The organism is Oligoflexus sp. (genome assembly GCF_035712445.1).
Lineage (GTDB): Bacteria > Bdellovibrionota_B > Oligoflexia > Oligoflexales > Oligoflexaceae > Oligoflexus.
Genome location: NZ_DASTAT010000065.1, coordinates 37,863 through 59,246, shown reverse-complemented (window position 1 = coordinate 59,246; position 21,384 = coordinate 37,863). Strand labels below are relative to the sequence as shown.

General features: G+C 55.7%; 15 protein-coding genes. 5 read left to right on the top strand and 10 right to left on the bottom strand.

Annotated features, from left to right (window positions below):
• Positions 1-265: 265 nt before the first annotated feature.
• From VFO10_RS14070 to VFO10_RS14045, 6 genes are all read right to left on the bottom strand, one after another.
• On the bottom strand, positions 266-2,287 hold the full coding sequence (locus VFO10_RS14070) for an adenylate/guanylate cyclase domain-containing protein (RefSeq protein WP_325141170.1): 2,022 nt from the start codon (positions 2,285-2,287) through the stop codon (positions 266-268).
• 142 nt (positions 2,288-2,429) lie between these two features.
• A complete protein-coding gene (gene pdeM, locus VFO10_RS14065) occupies positions 2,430-3,074 on the bottom strand; it encodes a ligase-associated DNA damage response endonuclease PdeM (RefSeq protein WP_325141168.1) in 645 nt (214 codons plus the stop codon).
• Positions 2,987-5,530 (bottom strand): ligase-associated DNA damage response DEXH box helicase, encoded by a 2,544-nt coding sequence (locus VFO10_RS14060; RefSeq protein WP_325141167.1) that lies wholly within the window; start codon positions 5,528-5,530, stop codon positions 2,987-2,989. The genes pdeM and VFO10_RS14060 overlap by 88 nt, the downstream gene beginning before the upstream one ends.
• Complete coding sequence (locus tag VFO10_RS14055; RefSeq protein ID WP_325141165.1) at positions 5,499-7,115, bottom strand: ATP-dependent DNA ligase; 1,617 nt, start codon at positions 7,113-7,115, stop codon at positions 5,499-5,501. Before VFO10_RS14055 ends, VFO10_RS14060 begins: the two co-directional genes overlap by 32 nt.
• Positions 7,116-8,114, bottom strand: a complete 999-nt coding sequence (locus tag VFO10_RS14050) for a ligase-associated DNA damage response exonuclease (protein ID WP_325141163.1) — start codon at positions 8,112-8,114, stop codon at positions 7,116-7,118. It abuts the gene before it with no gap.
• Positions 8,115-8,175: 61 nt separating this feature from the next.
• On the bottom strand, positions 8,176-8,778 hold the full coding sequence (locus tag VFO10_RS14045) for a hypothetical protein (RefSeq protein ID WP_325141161.1): 603 nt from the start codon (positions 8,776-8,778) through the stop codon (positions 8,176-8,178).
• Between the two features lie 80 nt (positions 8,779-8,858).
• Here VFO10_RS14045 and VFO10_RS14040 point away from each other — a divergent pair, with 80 nt between their 5' ends.
• The gene (locus VFO10_RS14040) at positions 8,859-9,599 is read left to right on the top strand and encodes an endonuclease III (protein WP_325141159.1); all 741 of its coding nucleotides are present in this window, start codon (positions 8,859-8,861) and stop codon (positions 9,597-9,599) included.
• Positions 9,600-9,645: 46 nt separating this feature from the next.
• Here the strand turns inward: VFO10_RS14040 and VFO10_RS14035 are convergent, their stop codons facing one another.
• The gene (locus VFO10_RS14035) at positions 9,646-10,257 is read right to left on the bottom strand and encodes a DUF4142 domain-containing protein (protein WP_325141157.1); all 612 of its coding nucleotides are present in this window, start codon (positions 10,255-10,257) and stop codon (positions 9,646-9,648) included.
• 245 nt (positions 10,258-10,502) lie between these two features.
• On the opposite strand from VFO10_RS14035, the gene VFO10_RS14030 reads away from it, so the two are divergent.
• A complete protein-coding gene (locus tag VFO10_RS14030; protein ID WP_325141156.1) occupies positions 10,503-10,670 on the top strand; it encodes a hypothetical protein in 168 nt (55 codons plus the stop codon).
• Positions 10,671-10,712: 42 nt separating this feature from the next.
• Here the strand turns inward: VFO10_RS14030 and VFO10_RS14025 are convergent, their stop codons facing one another.
• Together VFO10_RS14025 and VFO10_RS14020 are read right to left on the bottom strand one after the other, a co-directional pair.
• A complete protein-coding gene (locus VFO10_RS14025; protein WP_325141154.1) occupies positions 10,713-11,012 on the bottom strand; it encodes a hypothetical protein in 300 nt (99 codons plus the stop codon).
• A 15-nt stretch (positions 11,013-11,027) separates the two neighbouring features.
• Positions 11,028-12,956: an acyl-CoA dehydrogenase family protein gene (locus VFO10_RS14020; protein ID WP_325141152.1), complete on the bottom strand. Its 1,929-nt coding sequence runs from the start codon at positions 12,954-12,956 to the stop codon at positions 11,028-11,030.
• A gap of 189 nt (positions 12,957-13,145) precedes the next feature.
• Here VFO10_RS14020 and VFO10_RS14015 point away from each other — a divergent pair, with 189 nt between their 5' ends.
• Complete coding sequence (locus VFO10_RS14015; RefSeq protein WP_325141150.1) at positions 13,146-13,499, top strand: hypothetical protein; 354 nt, start codon at positions 13,146-13,148, stop codon at positions 13,497-13,499.
• Here VFO10_RS14015 and VFO10_RS14010 read toward each other — a convergent pair whose 3' ends face one another.
• On the bottom strand, positions 13,500-14,381 hold the full coding sequence (locus VFO10_RS14010) for a ribonuclease H-like domain-containing protein (protein ID WP_325141148.1): 882 nt from the start codon (positions 14,379-14,381) through the stop codon (positions 13,500-13,502).
• A gap of 911 nt (positions 14,382-15,292) precedes the next feature.
• Between VFO10_RS14010 and gltB the strand changes: the two genes are divergently transcribed.
• Both gltB and VFO10_RS14000 read left to right on the top strand, forming a co-directional pair.
• Positions 15,293-19,870 (top strand): glutamate synthase large subunit, encoded by a 4,578-nt coding sequence (gene gltB, locus VFO10_RS14005; RefSeq protein ID WP_325141146.1) that lies wholly within the window; start codon positions 15,293-15,295, stop codon positions 19,868-19,870.
• Positions 19,863-21,320 (top strand): glutamate synthase subunit beta, encoded by a 1,458-nt coding sequence (locus VFO10_RS14000; RefSeq protein WP_325141144.1) that lies wholly within the window; start codon positions 19,863-19,865, stop codon positions 21,318-21,320. Before gltB ends, VFO10_RS14000 begins: the two co-directional genes overlap by 8 nt.
• Positions 21,321-21,384: the final 64 nt, after the last annotated feature.

Genomic DNA, 21,384 nt, shown 5'->3' with positions numbered 1-21,384 from the left:
TCGAGAAAAGTGAGTGTGGCAGGAGCGATGCGATCGGTAGGGTTAGCCCAGAGTGTTGCGGAGACGATGAGCCCACTCATGACTCCGGTGGGTATCATAAAGTGCCTTAGCATAAAGCACCTCCTTGTGAAAAATTCAGTGCTAACAGCTTCGGTATACGAGCCAGGCAGCAAGGCGTCAACGAATTTCTGTTTTGGTGGAATCGACAAAGCGCATTCACCAGGCGTTCGTCATTGACTTTCACTCTCAATTCAAAGGGATTTCGCTACGAAGCGGCTTCGATATTCGCTGGGGATTTTTGATCCTGCTCGATACGGAAAAGGGGAACATCCACGTCCAGACCACGAAGACGGAAATGACCACGCTGCGAAAATTCCGCAGGATGCAGAAAGCGGATGATGGCTTCGGTCACCAGAATCGAATTCGGATCGGCTATGTTCTCGACCCGCGCCGCGATATTCACGGTGGTGCCGACAACGGTATAATCAGAGCGCCTGCTGCCGCCGAAGGTTCCGACCACGGCCTGGCCCTGATGGATGCCGATCCGCATTTCAAAATGCTGACCTTCGCTCAGCTCCCAGGCCTTGTTGAGTTCCAGCAGTTTGTCCTGCATCTTGCGCGCACAGCGGACAGCAGCCAGGGCCTGCTCTTCAGGAGGAAGCGGACTGGGGGCTCCAAAGATCACCATGATGGCGTCACCGATGAATTTATCGATGGTGCCACGCTCAGCAAAGATCACGTCGCTCATATTGATGAAGAAATCGTTCAGGATATGCGAGATGGTCTCGGGACCGAGTCTGTCCGTGGCCCGCGTGAACTGACAAAGATCAGCAAAGAGCACGGTCACCGTTTCCGTTTTGGTGCGATCATCCAGACGGGATTTTCCCGTCAGTATCTCCTGGACCAGTTCAGGCGGCAAAAAGCGCTGCAGAACGTTGGTTTCGATATAACGCTGCAGACCTTCGATTTTGCGGCGGCTCAACTGGGTTCGTCGAAAGCTGTAGGCCAGCACCGCAAGCGCCACGACCGCTGCAGCCAAAGCCAGCCTCGTGCGCAGGGCCAGCTTCTCCTGGTTCTCAATGGTGACCGATTGCAGGCGGTTTTGATGCTCCAGCTTCAGGTTTTCCTGATTGCGCCTCTCGACTTCGAACTCAGTATAGTAGCGATTGGCCAGCTCCTGCTTTTTGCTGTCGAAGATACTCGCCTGCAGCTCGCTGAGTTTTTTATAGGCCCGCAGCGCCTCCACGGGATGATCCATTTTTTCATGAATCGCAGCTTCAACCTGAGTGAACTCCGCCAGCGCATCGGGGCGGCTCCTCTGTTCAAAATAGGGTTTCCATTTCAGCAGCTGATGCAAAGCCTCTTCCGTCAGGCCCAATTGCAAGAGACTCTGAGCCGTGGCCAGGTCAATGTTGGCCAGACCACTTTGATCGTCGAATTTGGCAAAGATCGGGCGGGCATTCCGCAGATGATGCAGGGCCTCTTTGTGCTGGCCCTTTTTTTGAAAGATAAGACCAAGACCCTGGTTGGAGCTGGCGATTCCATATTCGTCCTGAATGGCTTCCGAATGGCGGATGGAGCGCCGATAGGAATCCAGGGCTTTCTCCAGCTGATCGGTCTTGCCGAGAAAGCTCGCATAGTTCTCATAGGCAATGGCCCCGAGATAATGAAGCTTATGCTGATCAAAGTATTCGGTGATCTCGGCATAGATCTTCAAGGATTCCTCGATGCGCTGGCCATTCAGATCGTAAAGGAAAAAGGCGATGTTGTTCATCATCGCATAGTATCGCGTGCTATGGGGCGCATCCTTCAGAACGACCATGGCCTGATGCAGGAGTTCCAGCGCTTCATCACTGTGACCCTGACGATGAGCCTCGCGCGCCTGGTACATCATAACCTGGGCGATCGAGTTGGGCAGCTTCGTTTCCCTTGCGATGCGATCCGCCTGTTCCAAAGCCGCCTGGGCGCCTTTGAAATCGCCTTTGCTGAATAGGAAGGCATGCTGCTGGATCAGGAGCTGGGCATGAGATTCGCTATCCTGGGCGGCCGCGGCCTTATCCAAAGTCCTGGAGAGGATGATGGGCACCTGCGTGAGATCGCCGATATGGAAGTAGGAGGAATTTAGTTTCGTCGCGGCCCGCAGCCAAAGCTTCAGATTTTTTTCCGGCGAGGTCTTATCGAAAATTTTTTGATAAACACCGATGGCCTGAACAGGATTGCTGTAGAGCAGGTCGTCCACCTCTTCCATCTCGGCCAGGGCCGGATCGGAATCCGCCCGTGCAGGCATAGCGATCCAGCATGCAAGGATGCATGAGAGAATGAATTTCACTGAAACAATCGATTTCACCAAGGTTCTGCCTCTATCAGTCTTTTCGACCAAAATGGCTAATACCTTGCAGAAGAATCCATATCTTTCGGTAGCAATTCGATCACTGGAGGGAAAATACCGCTTTCTCCGCTATGGCCAGGACACTATCGCGACACCCCGGACGAATGGGAGCGCCCCCGGTGAAAGTACCGAAGGAAGGCAGGACGCAGCTGTCCGCTTGTATCCAAAAACAGGGAAGGCGCAGGCGATCTTTGCGGGAACCCACGTGGACGACAGGATGCAGATGTCCGCAGAAGGTGAAGGACTTCGGCCTTGTTTCCGGATGATGACTGAAAAGAAAGAGTCCATCTTCATAGGGTTCGGTGACCATCTGCATGCCCCAGGCCTCGGGAAGGATCAGATGCCGATCGTGATTGCCCTTGATAAATAGGATGTCGCAGGCGATCGACTGCCGCCAGCGTGTGACCGTTTCCTGGACCTCGGCCGTCAGGCCTTCCTTTCCATGCATGAGGTCCCCAAGTAAAATGAGACGCTTGATATCAAGACGATCCACGACGCCTTTGAGCTTTTGCAGATCCTCATGCAAAATCGCGCTGCTGACAGGAATGCCGGCCTTCTGAAAAATCTCGGCCTTGCCCCAGTGCAGATCAGCCACCATCAGAGTTCGGCGTTTTGGCCAGTGGACGGCTTTTTCGGAGAGGAACGCGAAGATTTCGCCCTGGATTTCCCGCTCGACTGTGTCCATGAATTCTTGATCCTTTCGATCCGTTCGGCCAGGTGCTCCGAGGAAATCTGCGCGCTGACCCGCTCCCTATAGAGAGGCAAGGCCAGCGGTGAGAAGGTGCGTGTGTCTTGAAAATGCAGCGGTGTACTCGTCATCTTCTGCAGGAAATCATAAAGTCCCAGACAATTGAACTGTTCCTCCATCACCTCCTGTTCGGCCTCTTGCACCAGAAGGTTTCCGGGATCAAAGCGCCTGAGGACATCAAAAAGCAAACCGCTGCTGCTCTGCAGCTGCCTTTGGCTGTGCTTCCGTCCTGGAAGGTTCTGATGAACGAGTCCCGCGATTCGGGCGATGCCGCGGAATTTGCGTCGCGCAAGTTCTGTATGATTCAGGGCGGCTTCCAGATCCTGATACATGCCCTCGGGACTCAAAAGTCCCTGACCCAGATCCCGCTCCCAGGAGATCGGCAGCGAGCTGACGATTTCCAGACCATAATCATTGCTGGCCAAAGAAAAAGTCGCCGAAACAAGGCGGCTCATGCGATAGACAATCAACATGCCGAGGCTTTCATGCACCGCCTGGCCTTCAAACGGAAAAAGAAAAAGATGCTGACCTTCCCGGCTGGTCGTGACTTCGGCGAGGATTTCCCGCGTATAGGGCCAGATGGAAATTCTTTTTTGCACGTCGCGCACGGCACTCAAAGCCTTGAGTTCAGGGTCATGACTGATATCCTCGGGCGAGGCCAGATCATCCACGACCTCGCGCATGAAGCCGCTTAGTAAAGGCGACCAGGGGAGACGCTGCCCAAACCAGCTGGGAATAAGCCCTTCGCCGGCTTTTTTGCTGAGGCGCGTATAGACAGTGGAATCCGCGATGCTGACGACCTCCATCCAGCGGCCGGCATAAAGAAAGCGATCGCCCTTCCGCAGGCGCGCGGCAAAGCCTTCCTCGATGGAGCCCAAAGGACGCCGACCCATTTTAACCGTCATGCTGGAATCGGAGAGTATGGTGCCTATATTCTGTCGATGCCGCTGCATGATGCGGCGATCCTTGACCACGAATGTCCCATCTTCCAGCACAACGCGGCAATACTGAGGATAGGCTTTCAGAACATCGCCGCCTTCCACCACAAAGCGCAGGACCCAATCAAAATCCTCGCGGCTCAGAGCACGGAAAGCATAGGCCATCTTCACTTCTTCATAAAGCCCATCGGCCTGAAATCCCCCACCCATGGCGCAGCTCACGAGGTGCTGCACAAGCACATCGAGCGGCTGCTCGCGGGGTTTGCGCGGCTCGATGAATCCGGCATTCAAAGCCCGGCGACAGGCGGCGAACTCCATAAGTTCAAGATTATGCGTGGGCACCAAAAGAAGTTCCGAATCCTTGCCCGGGGCATGAGCCGATCGGCCCGCTCTTTGAATGAGCCGGCTGATGGATTTCGGCGAACCGATCTGCACGACGCGATCGACTTCCGGAAAATCCACGCCCAGATCCAGCGAGGAGGTGCACACCACAAAGCGGATCGAGCCTTCCTTGACTCCATGCTCGACCTGCTCCCGCGTTTTCGAATCGAGAGACCCATGATGCAAGGCGATGCGCGGTTCCCATTCCGGCCTTATCATCAGAAGGCCTTCATGCCAGCGCTCGGCCTGCGAACGGGTGTTGGTGAAGATAAGCGTGGAAAAAGCGGGATCAAGATAGTCAGCGACCTCGGGCAGCATGCGCAGACCCAGGTGTCCCGTCCCCGGCAGACGATCCTCCGTGCGCGGCAGAAGAGTGTGAATCTGAATCGTGCGCGGCGGCAGGCCGGCCAGAATCAAAGGCTGCGATCCCATGCCACAGGCGGCCAGTGCCGCCTCTTCGTGATTGGGAAGAGTCGCGCTCAGGGCCCAGGTTTGCGCTTGGGGACAAAGACTGCGAACGCGGCTGAGTGAGAGTTCGAGCAGTGATCCGCGTTTGCTCGTCAAAAGCTCATGCCATTCATCAATGATGATGCCCTGCAGTTCTCCAAAGAGTGAAGCCGCATTATCCTGGGTCAGAAGAAGAGCGAGAGATTCGGGCGTGGTAATAAGAATTTCCGGCAGCATGGATTTTTGCTGGCGTCTTTGCTTCGCCGTCGTGTCGCCGGTTCGCGTTTCGACCCTTAAATGAAGACCAAGGTCCACGCAGGGTTTATGCAGAGCCTGCTCAACATCACGAGCGAGAGCTTTAAGCGGGGAAATATAAAGGAGCCGCAAACCCCGTCGACCATCGCCGAGCTTCGGCAAAAAACCGAAGAGCACCGCATAGGTTTTCCCACTGCCGGTCGGCAGTTCCAAAAGCCCATGCTCGCCCTTGCTGATCGCATCCCAGCACTGCTCCTGATGCGGCAAGGGTTTCCAGCCCTGCGCCTGAAACCACTGTTCCCGCCATTGTTCCCCTTCGCTCTCGGTCCAAAGCCGCGGCTCAGGAGAGGGAGAGGTCTTGCGTCCGGCCATCAATCAACTCCCGGGCTCGTTCGACCGTATCCGCTTCCTCGGGCTTTTTATCAGGCCTTTCCCGCAGAATTCGGGGAAAACGCACGGCGAGACCGGATTTATGGCGACTGGAAACTCCAATGCCTTCAAATGCGATCTCGAAAACCCGTTCCGGACTCACGGATCGTACCGGTCCAAAACGTTCCAAAGTATGACGCCGAATCCAGGCATCCAGTTCCTGAATCTCCGCATCGGTTAATCCTGAATAGGCCTTGGCGAAAGGCACCAAGGCTCCGTCCTTCCACAGTGCGAAAGTATAATCGGTGAACAGCGTGGCCCGCCGCCCATGACCGGCCTGCGCGTAAACGAGGACGCTATCGAGGGTCATGGGATCGACCTTCCACTTCCACCAGTCGCCGCGCTTGCGGCCCTGTTTATAAGGGCCGTCCCAGCTTTTCAGCATGAGCCCTTCCCCACCGCGATCCTCGGCTTCGCGCCGCAGTGCAGCGGCTTCTTCCCAGGTGTCGGCCTTTAAAAGGGGCGAGACGGGCAAGGTTTCATGCTGTCCCTTTAAGATGGTTTCCATATGCTCACGACGCACGCTCTGCGCTTCAGCTCTGAGATCAACTCCTGATCGTTCGAGACAGTCAAAGGCCAGAAAGATGGCCGGATGCGACGCCAGAATCTTTTCACTTAATTTTTTGCGGCTGATGCGTTTTTGCAGTTCAGCAAAGGGCAGGATTTTTCCGTCCTTTTGCAGAAGGAGTTCACCATCAAGCACACAGTCTTCCGGAAGATCAGCAGCGGCACGAATGATCTCCGGAAAACTTTCACTGATCAGTTCCTCGCCCCGTGACCAAAGCGCCACATGAGGTCCACGCCGCACAAGCTGAGCGCGTATGCCATCCCACTTCCATTCCACGGCATAACGGGAAAGGTCGATATCATCGCGTGATGCTTCCTGCACGGAGGTCGCGAGATAAAAGGGATAGGGCCGCGTACTCAAAATCGGTCCTGAACCTGTGACAGGCTCACGCAAAGAATCAATGAAGTCCGCCGTGACCGGCCAGTCCCCGGTGAGCTGCTCGGTTATGTATGTTTCCTCCTGACCGAAGGCATCGGCCAGGGCTTTGATCATGAGCTGACGTGCGACACCCGCGCGAAAACCGCCGGTGATGAGCTTATTGATCATGAAGATTTCATCGCGATCATGCAGACGCCACCAGCGTTTCAGTATCTCGATCTGCTCGGGTGGGCGTTGGCCGCTCAATTCAGGAATGCGCTGCTCCATCCAGACCTGTAGCGACTGATCATCATGGGCAGGGGCTTTCTGGGGTAAAAGAAGCGCGATGGTTTCCGCGAGGTCTCCGACGACGGCATAGCATTCTTCAAAGATCCAGGGCGCATGGCCGGTCATCTCCATGAGCGCATCCTGCATCATCCGTCGATTCACAAGACGCTTTTGCTTGCGGCCCATCAGAAGATAAAGAGCCCAGATGGCATCGGATGCGGGAATTTCCCGAAAATAAGCAGCCAACGTCTCGCGCTTGTCGAGAGTGCTGGTTGTCGCGTCAATATCCTGAAAAAGAGCTAGAAATCGGCGCATTCAGGCGTCTCCCTCACCCTGAAAGTGAGTGGCCAAAGGCTCCGCATCAAGGCCCTGCCCTGCAAGATAACGCGCGAGTTCCTCGCTATATCCGTGGGTCACCAAAACTTTGCGTGCGCGGGTATTTTCGATCGTGCTCAGAAGGCCTTTCCAGTCGGCATGATCCGAAAGTACAAAGCCCTTGTCATAGCCACGGCGACGTCGGTTGCCGCGGATCTGCATCCAGCCCGAGGCGAAGCCGGTAGCGGCATCTCCAAAGCGTCGTGCCCAGGGGCTGCCCAGGGACGAAGGCGGAGCGAGGATCAGAGCCCCGGATAATTTTTTAGGCGCCTCCTGCACCCGCAGCGTCGGCGGCAGGGTCACTCCCAAGTCGCGGTACATCTGCACGATGTTCTCGGTCGCGGTGTGCGTGTAAATGGGTTCATCACTGATTTTGCCCAAGGCGGCGAGCAGTCTTTGCGCCTTGCCAAGAGCATAGCAGCCCAGAAGACTGTTACGACCGAGGGCGCGATTTTTTTGCCACCAGGCATAAACTTCAGCCGCGACCTCATCCGTATCCGGCCAATCATAAATAGGGAGACCAAAGGTCGCTTCGGTCACCAGTCCATCGCAGGGCACCACTTCAAAGGGACGACAGGTCGGATCCGGCTGCGTTTTATAGTCGCCGGTAACAACCCAGACCGTACCTTCATATTCGATGCGCACCTGAGCTGACCCCAAAATATGCCCTGCGGGATGCAGGGAAACCGTCACAGGACCCAGTGCAAAACGCTCGCCATATTCATGCCAGATGAAATGGGCCTCATCGCCCAGGCGATGTTCCAGGATGGGTTGAGAATCCCGGACCGCATGATAGACACGGCTGCCGGTGCGGGCATGATCGCTGTGCGCATGCGTGAGTACGGCACAGTCGACGGGTTCCCAAGGGTCTATATAAAAATCCCCGGGAGGACACTGAAGTCCTCTCGGGGTAAGCTTCACTAACACTGATACCGACACGTCCGACCTCCCGCTCGCGCCTTGCCTCAGATCCTTGGGATCAGGGCGCACCTGCGGTCGATCATACCTCAACGAGATGAGAATCGGGTAATAGTTGTACGCTGCGATAGTAGCACTTCACGCCGAGTTTTTTGCAAAACGAAACGAAGTTCTGATGATACCAATGCGTTTTCACAGCGGTTTCAAAATTGCGATTGGATTCCTCCTCGTCAATTTTGTCCGTGTCCACGAGCCTGGACTCATCGATTTTAATCGAAAAATGCGTTCCCAAAGGCTCGCGGAACTGCGGTCCTTCCAGGCCTTCGGCGCGGGCCTTTTCCTCAAGCTCCAGGCGTTTCTGCCGACGGCGGACGACATTCCGACCATAATCTTCCAGGATGGTCATCACAATGCGCAGGGCATTCGGCGATTCCTTCAGCCAGCCCAAAAGCGTCACGCGACCTTTGGCTTCGCCGTTGGGCAGCTCCTGCACAACCATATTAAAACGCACACCGCCCGAGGTTTGGATATGGGTTTCTTTGTCTTTTTTCAGAATGATCAGGTCACAGTTTTGGTAACCCTTATACCAGTAGCGCCCACTTTTGATGGGGTGCTCACCCAGCACGAATTCAGCGTTGGAGAGAGCCTTTTTTGCCAGGCCATTTTTTAGTACGAGTGTTGTCATGGTTGCCTCTTTCCATTCGGGTTCAAGCGAAGGAGACCCCATAATATCCATAAAAATTTATGGTGCAATCAGGAAATGCGATGCACGAACAAACCCTTAGCCCGTCTGAAAAAGCGGCCCGTTTTTCCCTGAAGAATGCGCTGCAGCTGGTCGAGACAGCCATAAGATCCTTCCCGAAGGCTGCCCTCTTCGAGTTGGCCGAACGCGGATGGACGACAAGCTTTCAACAGGTCCTGGCCTGCATGATCTCGGTAAGGACTTTGGATGAAGTCACCATACCCGTGGCTGAACGCCTTCTTGCTGAAGCGCCCACTCCGGATCGGCTCCTGAAACTTAGTGTGGATGAGGTCACGAGGTTGATTCAGGAGTCCACCTTCGCAGGAACGAAGGCCCGCAATATGCTGGAGATCGCAAAGATTGCCTGGACTGAATATGGGGGCGTTCTTCCCTGCGAAGAGAAGGTGCTGCTCGCGCTTCCGGGGATCGGTCCCAAATGTGCCAACCTCGTGCTCGGCATCGTGGGAGGACAACCCAAAATTGGTGTCGACATTCATGTGCATCGGGTGATGAATCGCTGGGGTTATGTCGCGACGTCGACACCGGAAAAGACACTGAAGATTCTGGAACAGAAAATTCCCAAGGACACATGGATTGAAGTGAATCGCCTTCTCATGCCGTTTGGCAAACATATCTGCACGGGATCTCGACCGAAGTGCGGGACCTGTCCTGTGCTGCCGATCTGTCCGCAGATAGGAGTCGTGGATCCGAAACGGGCAGGGCCGCGACAGGAGGTCCAAAAATTCGGCCCCATCGAGAGTTGATGGGGCTCTTCACTGGGTAGGGTTACCCTATAGGAACTGCTGACAATTATTCAGCAGGTTGCGCGGGTTCCGAACCAGGCTGCTGAACCTCGGCTTTCAGCTTCTGAGCGTCGGCCAGGTGTTTTTCCACAGCCTGGCGGGCGACGGCGATGATGGCTTTCAGAGCGTCATCGCTATTGCCCTGCTCGATCTGGCTAAAGAACTCCAAAGTCTTTTGGTGGTTCATGATGGAAGTCTCAAGAAAAGCCGAACGGAACTCTTCCTGGGACTTGGCAGCCAGAGTTTGCAGCTGCTGATCCATCATCGTACCGACGAGTTGTGCAGGTTCCTCCAGCTCGCCTTCCTTGAGACTGATACTCTTCACGTTGGCCAGTTCCTTCAGGGCGCTGATCAAAGTTTCATGATCCCGAATCAGTTCATCAGCATAGCTCTGCAGAGCCTCGCCAGGATTTCTTTCCCGCACCAGATCCGCGACTTTGATTTCCGAGGTGTTGCTCACATAAAGGACCTGGATCACTTCGCGCGTGTCCGATACATTCACCTCGGTTTCAGCAGGAACTTGATCGGGGTTCTGGGTTTCACCGGGTTGGGCCGCATAGGCTGTTAAGCTCAAAGTGGAAATCATAAGGCCTGTGCAGATTCTCTTGAAAACAGACATGCTCGTCTCCTCATAAAGTGATGTATTTATCCTTCAACGCTTCTGAACCTTTCTAAAGGCATTCACCGCGAAAATATATCCGTCGTATCCCTCATCGCGCATTTTTCCGTAAAATAAGTTTCCGCTTTCGACGTGTTGCGATTCGGCTTCAGCGCGTAGGCGGATGGCGACAAAAAACTTTGCATGGATGCGTGATGGACGGGATTTTGCAGGATGAGTCCAGGTTTTTTGGAAGGAGAACGCTTATGAAACGCTTTACAGATTGGATGGAATCCATTTTTAAACGCTTCGGCTGGCAGGGTGTCGTTCCCACCGGCAATATGCCGCCGGATAATACCGAAAGATTCGATGCGCGGCGGCAGCCTGAGCAGCATGAGGAATTCGCGGATCAAAGACGGCCGAATGAATATTAGAACAGCGCGGAGCCGTGACTCCGCGCATTGGCTTCCTTCAGTTTACGCCTTCATGCCGGGGCCTGGTTTTCGTGTATGCCAGGAGCCGAAGTAATGGCGAATCACAGCAAAGATGATAACGATCGCAAAGCTGACCGCCGCGCAGGTGAGTAGGATATTATCCATGCCCGCCTGTTCCATACTGCCGGCAAAGCGATAAGCCAGAGCATACGTGGCACCGAGCGAGGCAAAGAACTGCAGTGTGAGGACGAGGGCGAAGTTTTTAATTTTGAAGATGAAGAAGCATGCAAGCTCCACCAGGACGCTGACAATCATCGCAATAATCATAAAGGCCCACAGCATAACTAAGCTCCTTTTCTACACAGTCTGTGTGAGGTCCTTGCCGAAAATCCTTGGCAAAGGTTGCAGAGTGAGCCTGGCAGGCGTGGGCAGGCCAGGCGAATCTCTCAGGAGCCCGGTTGCAAGATCCTTGCAAAGTTGGTCATCGTTGTGATGAATGGCGTGAAAGAGCTGTTTCACAACGAGGCGTCGGCTTTTTAACCAGTAACGGGCACGGGACAGGTTCTGTTCACGGCCCTCCGAGATTTCACCCTGGATGCGACTGGCAACAAGGCCCATGACAGCCAGTTCAATGCCGATGTCCACCACGCGGCCGAGCAGGAGCTGCTTGTATTCCATCTTCGCTCTGTACTTCATCATCTGGTGAAAGAGGGTGCGGGCCAGCTTTTTACTGTGACGATCCAGCCAGCGCAGATGCCTAGCCAGCTCGGGTTCGAATTTTGGATAGGGACGGAAGAAGGAAAAGAGGGCCCCGAACCAGAGCTTCAGATACCAGACGGGATAAAAGGCCGCGCAGCGCAGGAAAGCTTGTCTTTTCGCAGCCGTCGTGCCTCCTAGGATCAAGGGTCCGGCGTTTTTAAAATGAGGATCCAGGGCCTCGCGGGCCAGGAAGAGGTGCATGATCTCTGTGGAGCCTTCCAGGATGCGGTTCACTCGCGTATCGCGCATCCATCGTTCCAAAGGCAAGGAGGCTTCGCCGCGCTGCAGAAGCGAGCGGTCGGTTTCATAGCCGCGACCGCCACGCAGCTGGATGCCCATATCCAGAGCCTTCCAAAATTCCTCGGTGGACCAGAGTTTGGCCGCCGCCGCCTCCATGCGGATATCAACACCGCCTGCATCGGAAAGCTGCGCGGTGTAGGACGCAAGAGCGTCCATCGCATAGGCGACGCCGTTCATATAGGCGAGCTTTTGCATGCCGGGTTCATGCTGCCCCACAGGACGCCCCCACTGCACGCGACTCTTGCCCCAGAGGTTGCAAAAGGCTGCGAGTTCTTCCGTTGCAGCGGCAGACAGTGCGGGAATGCTGAGACGGCCATCATTTAAGGTGGCCAGAGCCAGCTTGAGTCCGCGGCCCACATCGCCGACCACGTTTTCAACGGGGACTTTCACGTTGGTGAAGCGAATCAAGCCGTTTTCTATCCCTTTGAGCCCCATGAATTCACAGCGGTGCAAAACTTCAACGCCTTCCCACTGGCCTTCCACTATGAAAGCAGTGACCTGGTTCACAGTCTTGCCGTTCTCCACGCGATCGGGTGTGCGGGCCATGACCACGTAAAGATCAGCAATGACACCATTCGTGCACCAGAGTTTCTCGCCGTTCAGGATCCAGTGCCGCCCATCCTGAGCAAGTTCCGCATAGGTCTGCACGTTGGCTGGATCGGAGCCGACTTCCTTTTCCGTCAGGGCGAAGGCCGTGATTTCGCCGCGGGCAATGCGCGGCAGATATTTTTGCTTTTGCGCTTCCGTCCCGAATAATTTGAGAGGCTGCGGGACACCGATGGACTGATGCGCCGACAGCAGAACGGCAGTGGAGGTGCAGTATTTTCCAATCACCGCCAGAATCCGCATGTAGTTAGTTTGAGAAAGTCCAAGGCCACCGTACTGTTTTGGGATTTTGATCGCAAAAAGGCCCAGTTTTTGGAGTCCTGCATAAACGTGTTCGGGTATTTTGCCAACACGATCAATCTCGGCGCCGTCGATATTTTTCCGAGCCCAGGCATCCACGTCCCGGCAGATGGCGTCGCCAATCGCTTTATCTTCAGGATTCTGCAGCGGAAAAGGAAAGGCGAGGTCGATATCCCATTCGCCCATGAAAAGAGCAGCGATGAATGATTTCGATTTCCATTCCGATTCACGACTGGCTTCTGCGACAGCCATGGACTGTTCTTCGGCCGCCGAACGCAAAGAGCTGTTTGATGCTGTAATTTTAGGATGTTCGCCGCGCATAGGGTCCTCCTTGCTGCTTCGTTGCCCTGTATCCTGCATCGTTCATTCCAAAGGCGAAAAAAAGGCGTCTATTTGCTCAAATGGCGGACAAGGTGGGGCGCTTTTATACAGAGGCGGGCGCCAGGCAAGGCATCATGCGGCATGGCTTGGAAAATGCAAAACAGTCCAAGGATCAGCTCGGAGGATTTTATGAGTATGTTTCTTTCTTCCCTACTCTGGCGCGGCGTATCCGAATTTTTGCTGGCTCAGCAGGATATTGAACGTTTTCGGGGACGCAAGGCGGTGCTGGCCGTGATGAGCACCGACCGAAATCATCCGGAGTTCAGAAAGGCTCAAGAGACGTTTGCCGAATTGAGAGAAACTGATGACCTCGTCCTGGTCGCCGAAGATCATCCGAACGGGCCTTTGCATGATCGCTTTCACTGCAAGCCCCAGGAATTTTGCTTTGCCTTGATCGATCGGGATGGCAATGCCGTGATGCGCGGGAATCGAGTCCCGACCCTGCAGTCCGTGCGCGCGCGGCTGGAAATGGAGCATGCTTGATCAGGCCGTGGGGACCGGACCCTTGGTGCGCAGGAGCTGATAAATAAGGGGATCCATGCGGGTTTTGAGCAGCGGCACGGGCGCGCTCGCAAGCTTTCGCAGGTCAAGGTCGGGGTGCAGGTCCACCTCGCGATTGTAGGCGTCCACCAGCAGAGGCTCCAGAATCAGCACATCCTCCGCATTATAGGTCAGGAGCGTTTCGAGCGCTCCCGGCTGGGCCTCCTCGTGCATGCGCCACAGGCGGACCGCATCGTAGCCATCCAGGTCCATGGAACTGCGCTGATGCAGATGGCTGGTGGTTTTCTGAATGGTTTTCAGGCCGCCTTTGAAACCCTGGCGACGCAGCCACGGACAAAGATCTATGTGGGCCTTGTCCAATTTCATACCGAATTCGGCTCTGAGAAAGGGCACATCATAGGCCGCGCCGTTATAGGTGCAGAAAAGGGCGGCCTCGTCCATGATCCAGTGCAGAAGGTCCCGTTTACGGCTGTATTCATATTCCTGATGCAGTTCACCTCGGAAATAAAACGCAACGACCGTGGATTCGGTGGCCGGGGGCATGCCCCCATTGGCGGCTTCGATATCGAAATACGCAATATCCGGAAAGCCACCCGGGATGAGGCGCCACCGTTCCTGACCAGGAAGAGCCCGATCAAAATAATAAAGGTCGCCCCTTTCCCAGGCCGCCAAAGAAAGTTCCAAGGAGCGCCGGACGTCATCCAGGCGTTTGGCTTTAAACAGTTGGGGCGCCCGCATCAGAAGCTGTTCCCAATCGGTAATCCCGAGTTTCCAAAGGTGCCGCTCGGAGCGTGCGCCGACCCCTTTCAGGTGAACGAAAGTGCGTCTGAGAAGCTGGTGATTCAAGATGGAGTGCGATGTCATGCGCCTGTTCCTGTCCGCCGGTGCATTCTTTACTATAGCTTCGATTGCCGGGAAAACCAAAGCCAGGCTGCGTCTCCCGCCGAGCTTTCGATCCCGGTCAAGGTCCATTTGGACTCGTGTCGTGGCGACCCTTGCATACAGCGGTGACTTTTTAACAAAAAATTCCCTACCAAAGCGAATCTTTCCTGGCGCCTTGGGCTCGTCTTTTCTTTTGCATGCTATGCAGGGCTCACGGCGGCAAGCTTCGCCGCAAATCATCCCAGGGACTTCCGCGCGGGAAACACACCACGCTGTAGTAAAATTACAAGAAATAGGCTCGTTCTGGTTGGGAAAGTTACTGAGAGAATGCGCATAAGCGTGAATAAAGTAGGTTTATATGAAAATAAAATGCATTAAATGTGCATGCGAGTGAGCGAACACTTGCGCCTTTTAACCTGAGGTTCTAGAGTGTCAAAAGAGTCGTTTTTAGAAATATTGAATACCTGGAAGCCTTGAAAGAGGCTTTACTTACCGAAGTGTTAACGGGAACCGACCAGTCCGTGAGCGAACAATTCCCGTGAAGAATATGATCTTGCGATCCTAATATTCCTGTGGTTATACTCCGAGCCGAATACGACAACACATAAAGTTTTATGCGCAACGCTTGAATAACGCACAAGGGACGGAACTCCCCACGAAGAGGAGTGCAGATGCAGCGGCCAACACACAGCACAAACGCTCGACGCTTTGCGTGGATGACGCTCTGTGTGGCTCGTCAGATTCTGCAACGATGTGCCCGAATCTTCCGGGATGTCGCTTCCGTTTTTCGAGAGAGCATGGTCCGACTCAGTAAACCCCTGCCCGGGTAGAACGCGTCCGCGTCCCTCCACACTCCGTTAAATTCGTAACTCGCTCACAGATTGAGGTGCCTTATGTCACAGGAAAGGTTTGAGCAGGCTTGGCTGGATGATCCCCGCATGGTGCAACGTGATGCTTGTGGCGTTGGTTTCATTGCCAGTATCAAAGGTCATAAATCGCACAAGATCGTGACTGAGGGCCTGGAAATCCTACGGCGGATGGATCATCGCGGCGGTCGCGCGGCGGATGACCTGACGAGCGATGGTGCAGGAATCCTGACCCAGATTCCTCATGATCTTTTTCAAGCTCTCGCCAAGGATGAAAACAAAACTTTGCCTGCGGCTGGTGAGTACGCCGTCGGTTTCTTTTTCCTGCCGAAGGAAAAGGGCGAGCTGGAACACTGGAGCCAGCGTATTGAAGCGCTCGCTCAGAAATGGCAGATCGTGCCTCTGATTCAGCGTGCGGTGCCGGTCGATCCCAGCGTGCTCGGTCCCATCGCGGCCGGCAATGAACCCGCGCCGGTGCAGTGGGTCTTCACCGATCATAATAAGGCCGCGGCTTCGAATTTCACCTGGCGCCTTTACATGCTGCGCAAGGATTTTGAAGAAGAAGGCCGCGCAAAATATGGCATCAAGCAGCTCCTTTCCTACTGTGTGAGCCTTTCCACAGAAACGATCTGCTATAAGGGACTGATCCTGGCCAAGGATCTGGCCAACTATTACCGGGACCTTGCCGATCCCCGTTTCACTTCGGCCTTTTCCATGGTGCATTCGCGCTTCAGCACCAACACGATGCCGTCCTGGCCTTTGGCGCAGCCTTTCCGCACGATCTGTCACAACGGGGAAATCAACACCCTGCGCGGCAACATCAATGCGATGCATGCGCGTTCCAAACTCCTGAAAAAGGCCGGTCTGGAAAGCGACCTTGCGCATATGGGACCGATCTGCACCCCGGGCCTCAGCGACTCGGCGATGCTCGACAATACCATCGAGTTCCTGGTGAACACCGGCCGTCCCTTGCAGCAGGTTCTGACCATGCTCATTCCCGAGCCCTGGGATTCTCATGGCGAGATGGAACAGGCGCTCAAAGATTATTATGAATACCATTCCTATATGATGGAACCCTGGGATGGCCCGGCCTTTATCGGCTTTGCCGACGGTCACAAGATCGGTGCGATCCTCGATCGGAACGGTCTGCGTCCCGGCCGCTACTGGGTCACGCTCGATGGTTATGTGATCATGGCCTCGGAAGCCGGCGTCCTCGATCGTCGTCCCGAAGAAATCGTGCATAAGGGCCGTCTGAGTCCCGGCCGCATGTTCCTGGTGGATATGAAGCAGGGCGCGATCGTTCCGGATCATACGATCAAACAAAGCCTTTCGATGCAAAAACCCTATGGGCAATGGCTCCAAAAGCATCGCAAGCATCTTTACGAGCTGCCCATTCCGAACTTCGCCTCGTACCCTGCGGATACCGAGGAAACGCTGCAGCAGAAGCTTCTGGCTTTTGGTTATACCAAGGAAGATATGCGCATGATCATGGCGCCCATGGCGAACGAGGGCAAAGAGCCCGTGGGTTCGATGGGGAATGACGCGCCGATCGCAGTGCTCTCGCAGCAGCGTCCCCTGCTTTATAACTATTTCAAGCAGCTCTTCGCCCAGGTCACCAATCCGCCGATCGATGCGATCCGGGAAGAGATGGTGACGTCCTTGGCTTCGCACCTGGGTGCCGAATCCAATCTGATCGAAGAAACGCCTGAACACTGTCATATGCTGCGTATGAAGCAGCCGATCCTCAGTGATCTGGATCTTCAGCGCCTCGAATTCCACGGCGATCCCCGCCTGATGGCGCGCAAGGTTTCGACTGTTTATGAACCAGCCAACGAAACCCTGGAAGCCGCTGTGAAGCGTCTTCAGGAATCGGTGGCCGCAGCGATCGACGAGGGCTGCAGCGTCGTGATCCTCTCCGATCGTGAGGTCGATGAAACACGCGCGCCGATCCCTGCCCTTCTCGCCACCGCGGCTGCGCATCACGATCTGATCCGTCGCGGCTCGCGCATGAAGGCCAGTCTTGTGGTGGAAAGCGGCGAGCCGCGTGAAGTCCATCACTTCGCCTTGCTCCTGGGTTATGGCGCTTCCGCTGTGAACCCTTACCTGGCGCTGGCCGTCATCGGTCAAAGAGCCGAGACTCATGGTTTCGATAGCAAGAAAACCGCAGCCACGCTGCAGGGCAATTACGTGAAATCCATCGGCGATGGTCTTCTGAAGATCATGTCGAAGATGGGGATCTCGACCCTGCATTCCTATCGCGGCGCGCAGATTTTTGAAGCCCTGGGTTTGAGCCAGAGTTTCATCGATGCCTATTTCACCTGGACGCCGACTCGTATCGAAGGCGCCGGTATCGCGGATTTCGATGCGGACACCCGCTTCCGTCATCAGAAAGCCTACAGTCCTAAAACAACATTCACAGCATTGCCTCAGGGCGGTCAGTATCACTGGCGCCGTGAAGGGGAAGCGCACCTGCATCATCCCGCGATGATCGCCACGCTGCAGCAGGCGACCCGGATCAACAGCCGCGAGGAATTCAAAAAATTCTGCGCGACCCTCGATCAGCAGTCGCAGCAGTATCTGAATATCCGGGGCATGCTGAAGTTCAAGAAAGCCCAGAACTCCGTTCCGCTCGATGAGGTGGAATCAGCCAGCTCGATCGTCAAGCGTTTTGCGACCGGCGCGATGAGCTTTGGCTCCATTTCCAAGGAAACCCATGAGACCATCGCGATTGCGATGAACCGCATGGGCGCGCGCAGTAACTCGGGTGAAGGCGGTGAGGATGCCGATCGTTTCATCCCGGCTGCCAACGGCGATCTGCGCCGCAGTTCCATCAAGCAGGTGGCGAGTGCGCGCTTCGGTGTGACCAGCCACTATCTGATCAATGCGGATGAACTGCAGATCAAGATCGCTCAGGGTGCAAAACCGGGTGAAGGTGGCCAGCTCCCCGGTCACAAGGTGGATGAAGAGATCGCTCGCGTTCGTCATAGCACGCCCGGCATCACTTTGATTTCGCCGCCTCCGCATCATGATATCTATTCGATCGAAGACCTTGCGCAGCTGATCTTCGATCTGAAGAACGCCAACCGCGAAGCCCGGATCAGTGTGAAGCTGGTCTCGGAAGTCGGTGTGGGAACAGTCGCTGCCGGTGTGGCCAAAGCCAAGGCCGATGTGATTCTGATCGCCGGTTATGAAGGCGGCACAGGTGCCAGTCCCATTTCCTCGATCAAACATGCCGGTCTTCCCTGGGAACTGGGCCTTGCTGAATCGCATCGCACGCTGGTGGAAAATCAACTCCGCGGTCGCGTTGTGCTGCAGGCTGACGGCCAGATGCGGACCCCGCGTGATATCGCGATTGCCACGCTGCTTGGTGCCGAGGAATGGGGTATTGGTACGGGCGCCTTGATCGCGCTCGGCTGTATCATGATGCGCAAATGCCATCTGAATACCTGCCCTGTGGGTATCGCGACGCAGGATCCGGAACTTCGCCGGAAGTTCCATGGTCAGCCTGAACATCTGATCAACTACTTCTTCCTGCTCGCCGAAGGCCTGCGTGAAATCATGGCTGAACTTGGTTTCCGCACCGTCACCGAGATGGTGGGCCGCGTCGACCTTCTGGAAAAAATCGCCGATCCGCGCACCGACCGCGTGGATCTGCGGGCGATCCTGGATGCTCCCAACGCAGGGGCTGAGGTTGCGCGCAGCAAGACGCGGCAGCAGATCCATGACATGGATCAGACGCTGGATTACAAAGTGCTGCTCCCAGCCTGTGAACCGGCGATCACCAAACGTCAGACCGTTCACCTCGACCTTGCGATCGCCAACACCGATCGCGCGGTCGGCACGATGCTGTCGAGTGAGATTTCGAAACATCACGGCGGCCACGGTCTGCGCGACAACAGCATTCAGCTGAATTTCAAGGGTTCCGCGGGTCAGTCCTTCATGGCCTTCGGGGCCAAGGGCATCACGGCCACGCTGGAAGGCGAAGTGAACGATTACTGCGGCAAGGGTCTTTCCGGTGCCAAGGTCGTGGTCGTTCCGCCTGAAGAAAGCGCGATCATGGCGGAAAGCAATGTGATCTGTGGAAACGTGACCCTTTACGGTGCGACATCAGGCTTCATGTATATCCGCGGCCTGGCCGGTGAACGCTTCGCCGTCCGAAACAGCGGCGCGCATGCGGTGGTGGAAGGCCTCGGTGATCACGGCTGTGAATACATGACCGGCGGATCGGTGATCGTGATCGGTAAAGTCGGTCGCAACTTCGCGGCCGGTATGAGCGGCGGTTATGCCTTTGTTTATGATGCGGACGGCGCCTTGCAAAAACGCATCAACACCGAGATGGTCGAGGTGTCCGCGCTGCAGGACGAGGAGGACGAATCCTTTGTCCACCGCCAGCTTCAGGAACATCTGCGTTTGACACGCAGCTCGGTCGCGGCGCATATTTTGGAAAATTGGAATCATGAGAAATCGCGTTTCCTGAGTATTGTTCCCAGTGCTTATCGGGCCTTCGTGCGCCATCAGCAGCGCGACCTCGTGCAACAAACCGTGCGCGTGGTCGGTGGTGACAACCTTGGGGCGATCCTGGAAGAAGGAGCCTACCATGGGTGAAGTTAAAGGATTTATGACCTATGCACGCGCGGTCCCGGAGAAAGAGCCAACCGCTCTGCGCGTGAAGCACTACCGCGAATTCGTTGAGGCGATCAACGACGAGGAACTGCGCCGGCAGGGTGCGCGCTGCATGGACTGCGGCGTTCCCTTCTGTCATCACGGCTGTCCTTTGGGGAATGTGATCCCGGAATGGAATCACCTCGTCTCGGAGCGCGATGAAGAGGAAGCTCTGCGGGCTTTGCTGGCGACCAATAACTTTCCTGAGTTCACCGGCCGCATCTGCCCCGCTCCCTGTGAAGCGGCCTGCGTCCTTGGAATCCATGAAGATCCCGTGTCGATCGAAGCGATCGAGATGGCCCTTGCCGACAAGGGATTTGCCAAGGGCTGGATTCGCCCTGAGCCTCCTGTCTTCCGCACCGGAAAAAAAGTGGCTGTCATCGGCAGCGGACCTGCGGGGCTTGCCGCGGCGCAGCAGCTGAACCGCCAGGGGCATTGGGTGACCGTCTATGAGCGCGCGGATCGTCCCGGTGGACTTTTGATGTACGGCATCCCTGATTTCAAGCTGGAAAAGAGCAAGGTTCAGCGTCGGGTGCAGCTGATGGAAGCCGAAGGCATCAGCTTCCGCTGTGGCGTGAACGTGGGTTTTGACGTCACCATGGATGAACTGAAAAAAGATTACGATGCGATTCTTTTGAGCCATGGCGCGACCAAGAAGCGTGACGTTGCGATTCCAGGCCGTGACGTTAAAGGCGTATATTTCGCCGAGCAGTTCCTGACTCAATCCACGCGCCGCGTTTTGGGTGACAATATCGAAGATCTGGAGCCCATCCTTGCGACCGGCAGGGATGTGATCGTGATCGGCGGTGGTGATACCGGCTCGGACTGTGTGGGAACTTCCAATCGTCAGGGTGCGCGTTCGGTCACGCAGTTTGAAATCATGCCGAGGCCTCCGCAACTGAACAAGCATCCACGCGCCCAGGAGCGTCCGCAGGAAACTCCCTGGCCTTACTGGACGCATATGCTGCGGACCTCGTCCTCGCATGAAGAGGGCTGTTCGCGTCACTGGTCTTTGGAATCGGTTCGCTTTGAAGCGGATGCGGAAGGTCAATTGCAGGCCCTCGTGACCCGCGAACTCGCATGGTTCACTGATGAAAAAGGCCAAAGGAAATTCGAGCCGGTTCCCGGTTCGGAAAAACGCTGGCCGGCTCAGCTGGTTTTCATCGCGGTGGGTTTCGTCGGTCCTGATACCGCCGGTCCGATTGATCAGCTCGGTGTTGCCATCAATGAGCGTGGCAACATCAAAGCCGATGAGTCCAGCTACGCAACCAGTGTTCCCGGCGTTTTCGCTGCGGGCGATGCCCGTCGCGGCCAGTCCCTCGTGGTCTGGGCCATTTCTGAAGGACGTAAGGCGGCCGAAGCCATCGGTCGATACCTCGAGTCACCAATCTAACGGTGCCGCGCCCCTCGCGCGGCGGCTTTTTCCTCCGTTGAGCAGACCGTCCTGCTGGAAACAG

Coding starts and splice junctions, on each gene's coding strand:
- VFO10_RS14070 (WP_325141170.1), bottom strand. CDS start 2,287: ATGCCTGCACGGGCGGATTCCGATCCGGCCCTGGCCGAGATGGAAGAG.
- pdeM (WP_325141168.1), bottom strand. CDS start 3,074: ATGGACACAGTCGAGCGGGAAATCCAGGGCGAAATCTTCGCGTTCCTC.
- VFO10_RS14060 (WP_325141167.1), bottom strand. CDS start 5,530: ATGGCCGGACGCAAGACCTCTCCCTCTCCTGAGCCGCGGCTTTGGACC.
- VFO10_RS14055 (WP_325141165.1), bottom strand. CDS start 7,115: ATGCGCCGATTTCTAGCTCTTTTTCAGGATATTGACGCGACAACCAGC.
- VFO10_RS14045 (WP_325141161.1), bottom strand. CDS start 8,778: ATGACAACACTCGTACTAAAAAATGGCCTGGCAAAAAAGGCTCTCTCC.
- VFO10_RS14040 (WP_325141159.1), top strand. CDS start 8,859: ATGCACGAACAAACCCTTAGCCCGTCTGAAAAAGCGGCCCGTTTTTCC.
- VFO10_RS14035 (WP_325141157.1), bottom strand. CDS start 10,257: ATGTCTGTTTTCAAGAGAATCTGCACAGGCCTTATGATTTCCACTTTG.
- VFO10_RS14030 (WP_325141156.1), top strand. CDS start 10,503: ATGAAACGCTTTACAGATTGGATGGAATCCATTTTTAAACGCTTCGGC.
- VFO10_RS14025 (WP_325141154.1), bottom strand. CDS start 11,012: ATGCTGTGGGCCTTTATGATTATTGCGATGATTGTCAGCGTCCTGGTG.
- VFO10_RS14020 (WP_325141152.1), bottom strand. CDS start 12,956: ATGCGCGGCGAACATCCTAAAATTACAGCATCAAACAGCTCTTTGCGT.
- VFO10_RS14015 (WP_325141150.1), top strand. CDS start 13,146: ATGAGTATGTTTCTTTCTTCCCTACTCTGGCGCGGCGTATCCGAATTT.
- VFO10_RS14010 (WP_325141148.1), bottom strand. CDS start 14,381: ATGACATCGCACTCCATCTTGAATCACCAGCTTCTCAGACGCACTTTC.
- gltB (WP_325141146.1), top strand. CDS start 15,293: ATGTCACAGGAAAGGTTTGAGCAGGCTTGGCTGGATGATCCCCGCATG.
- VFO10_RS14000 (WP_325141144.1), top strand. CDS start 19,863: ATGGGTGAAGTTAAAGGATTTATGACCTATGCACGCGCGGTCCCGGAG.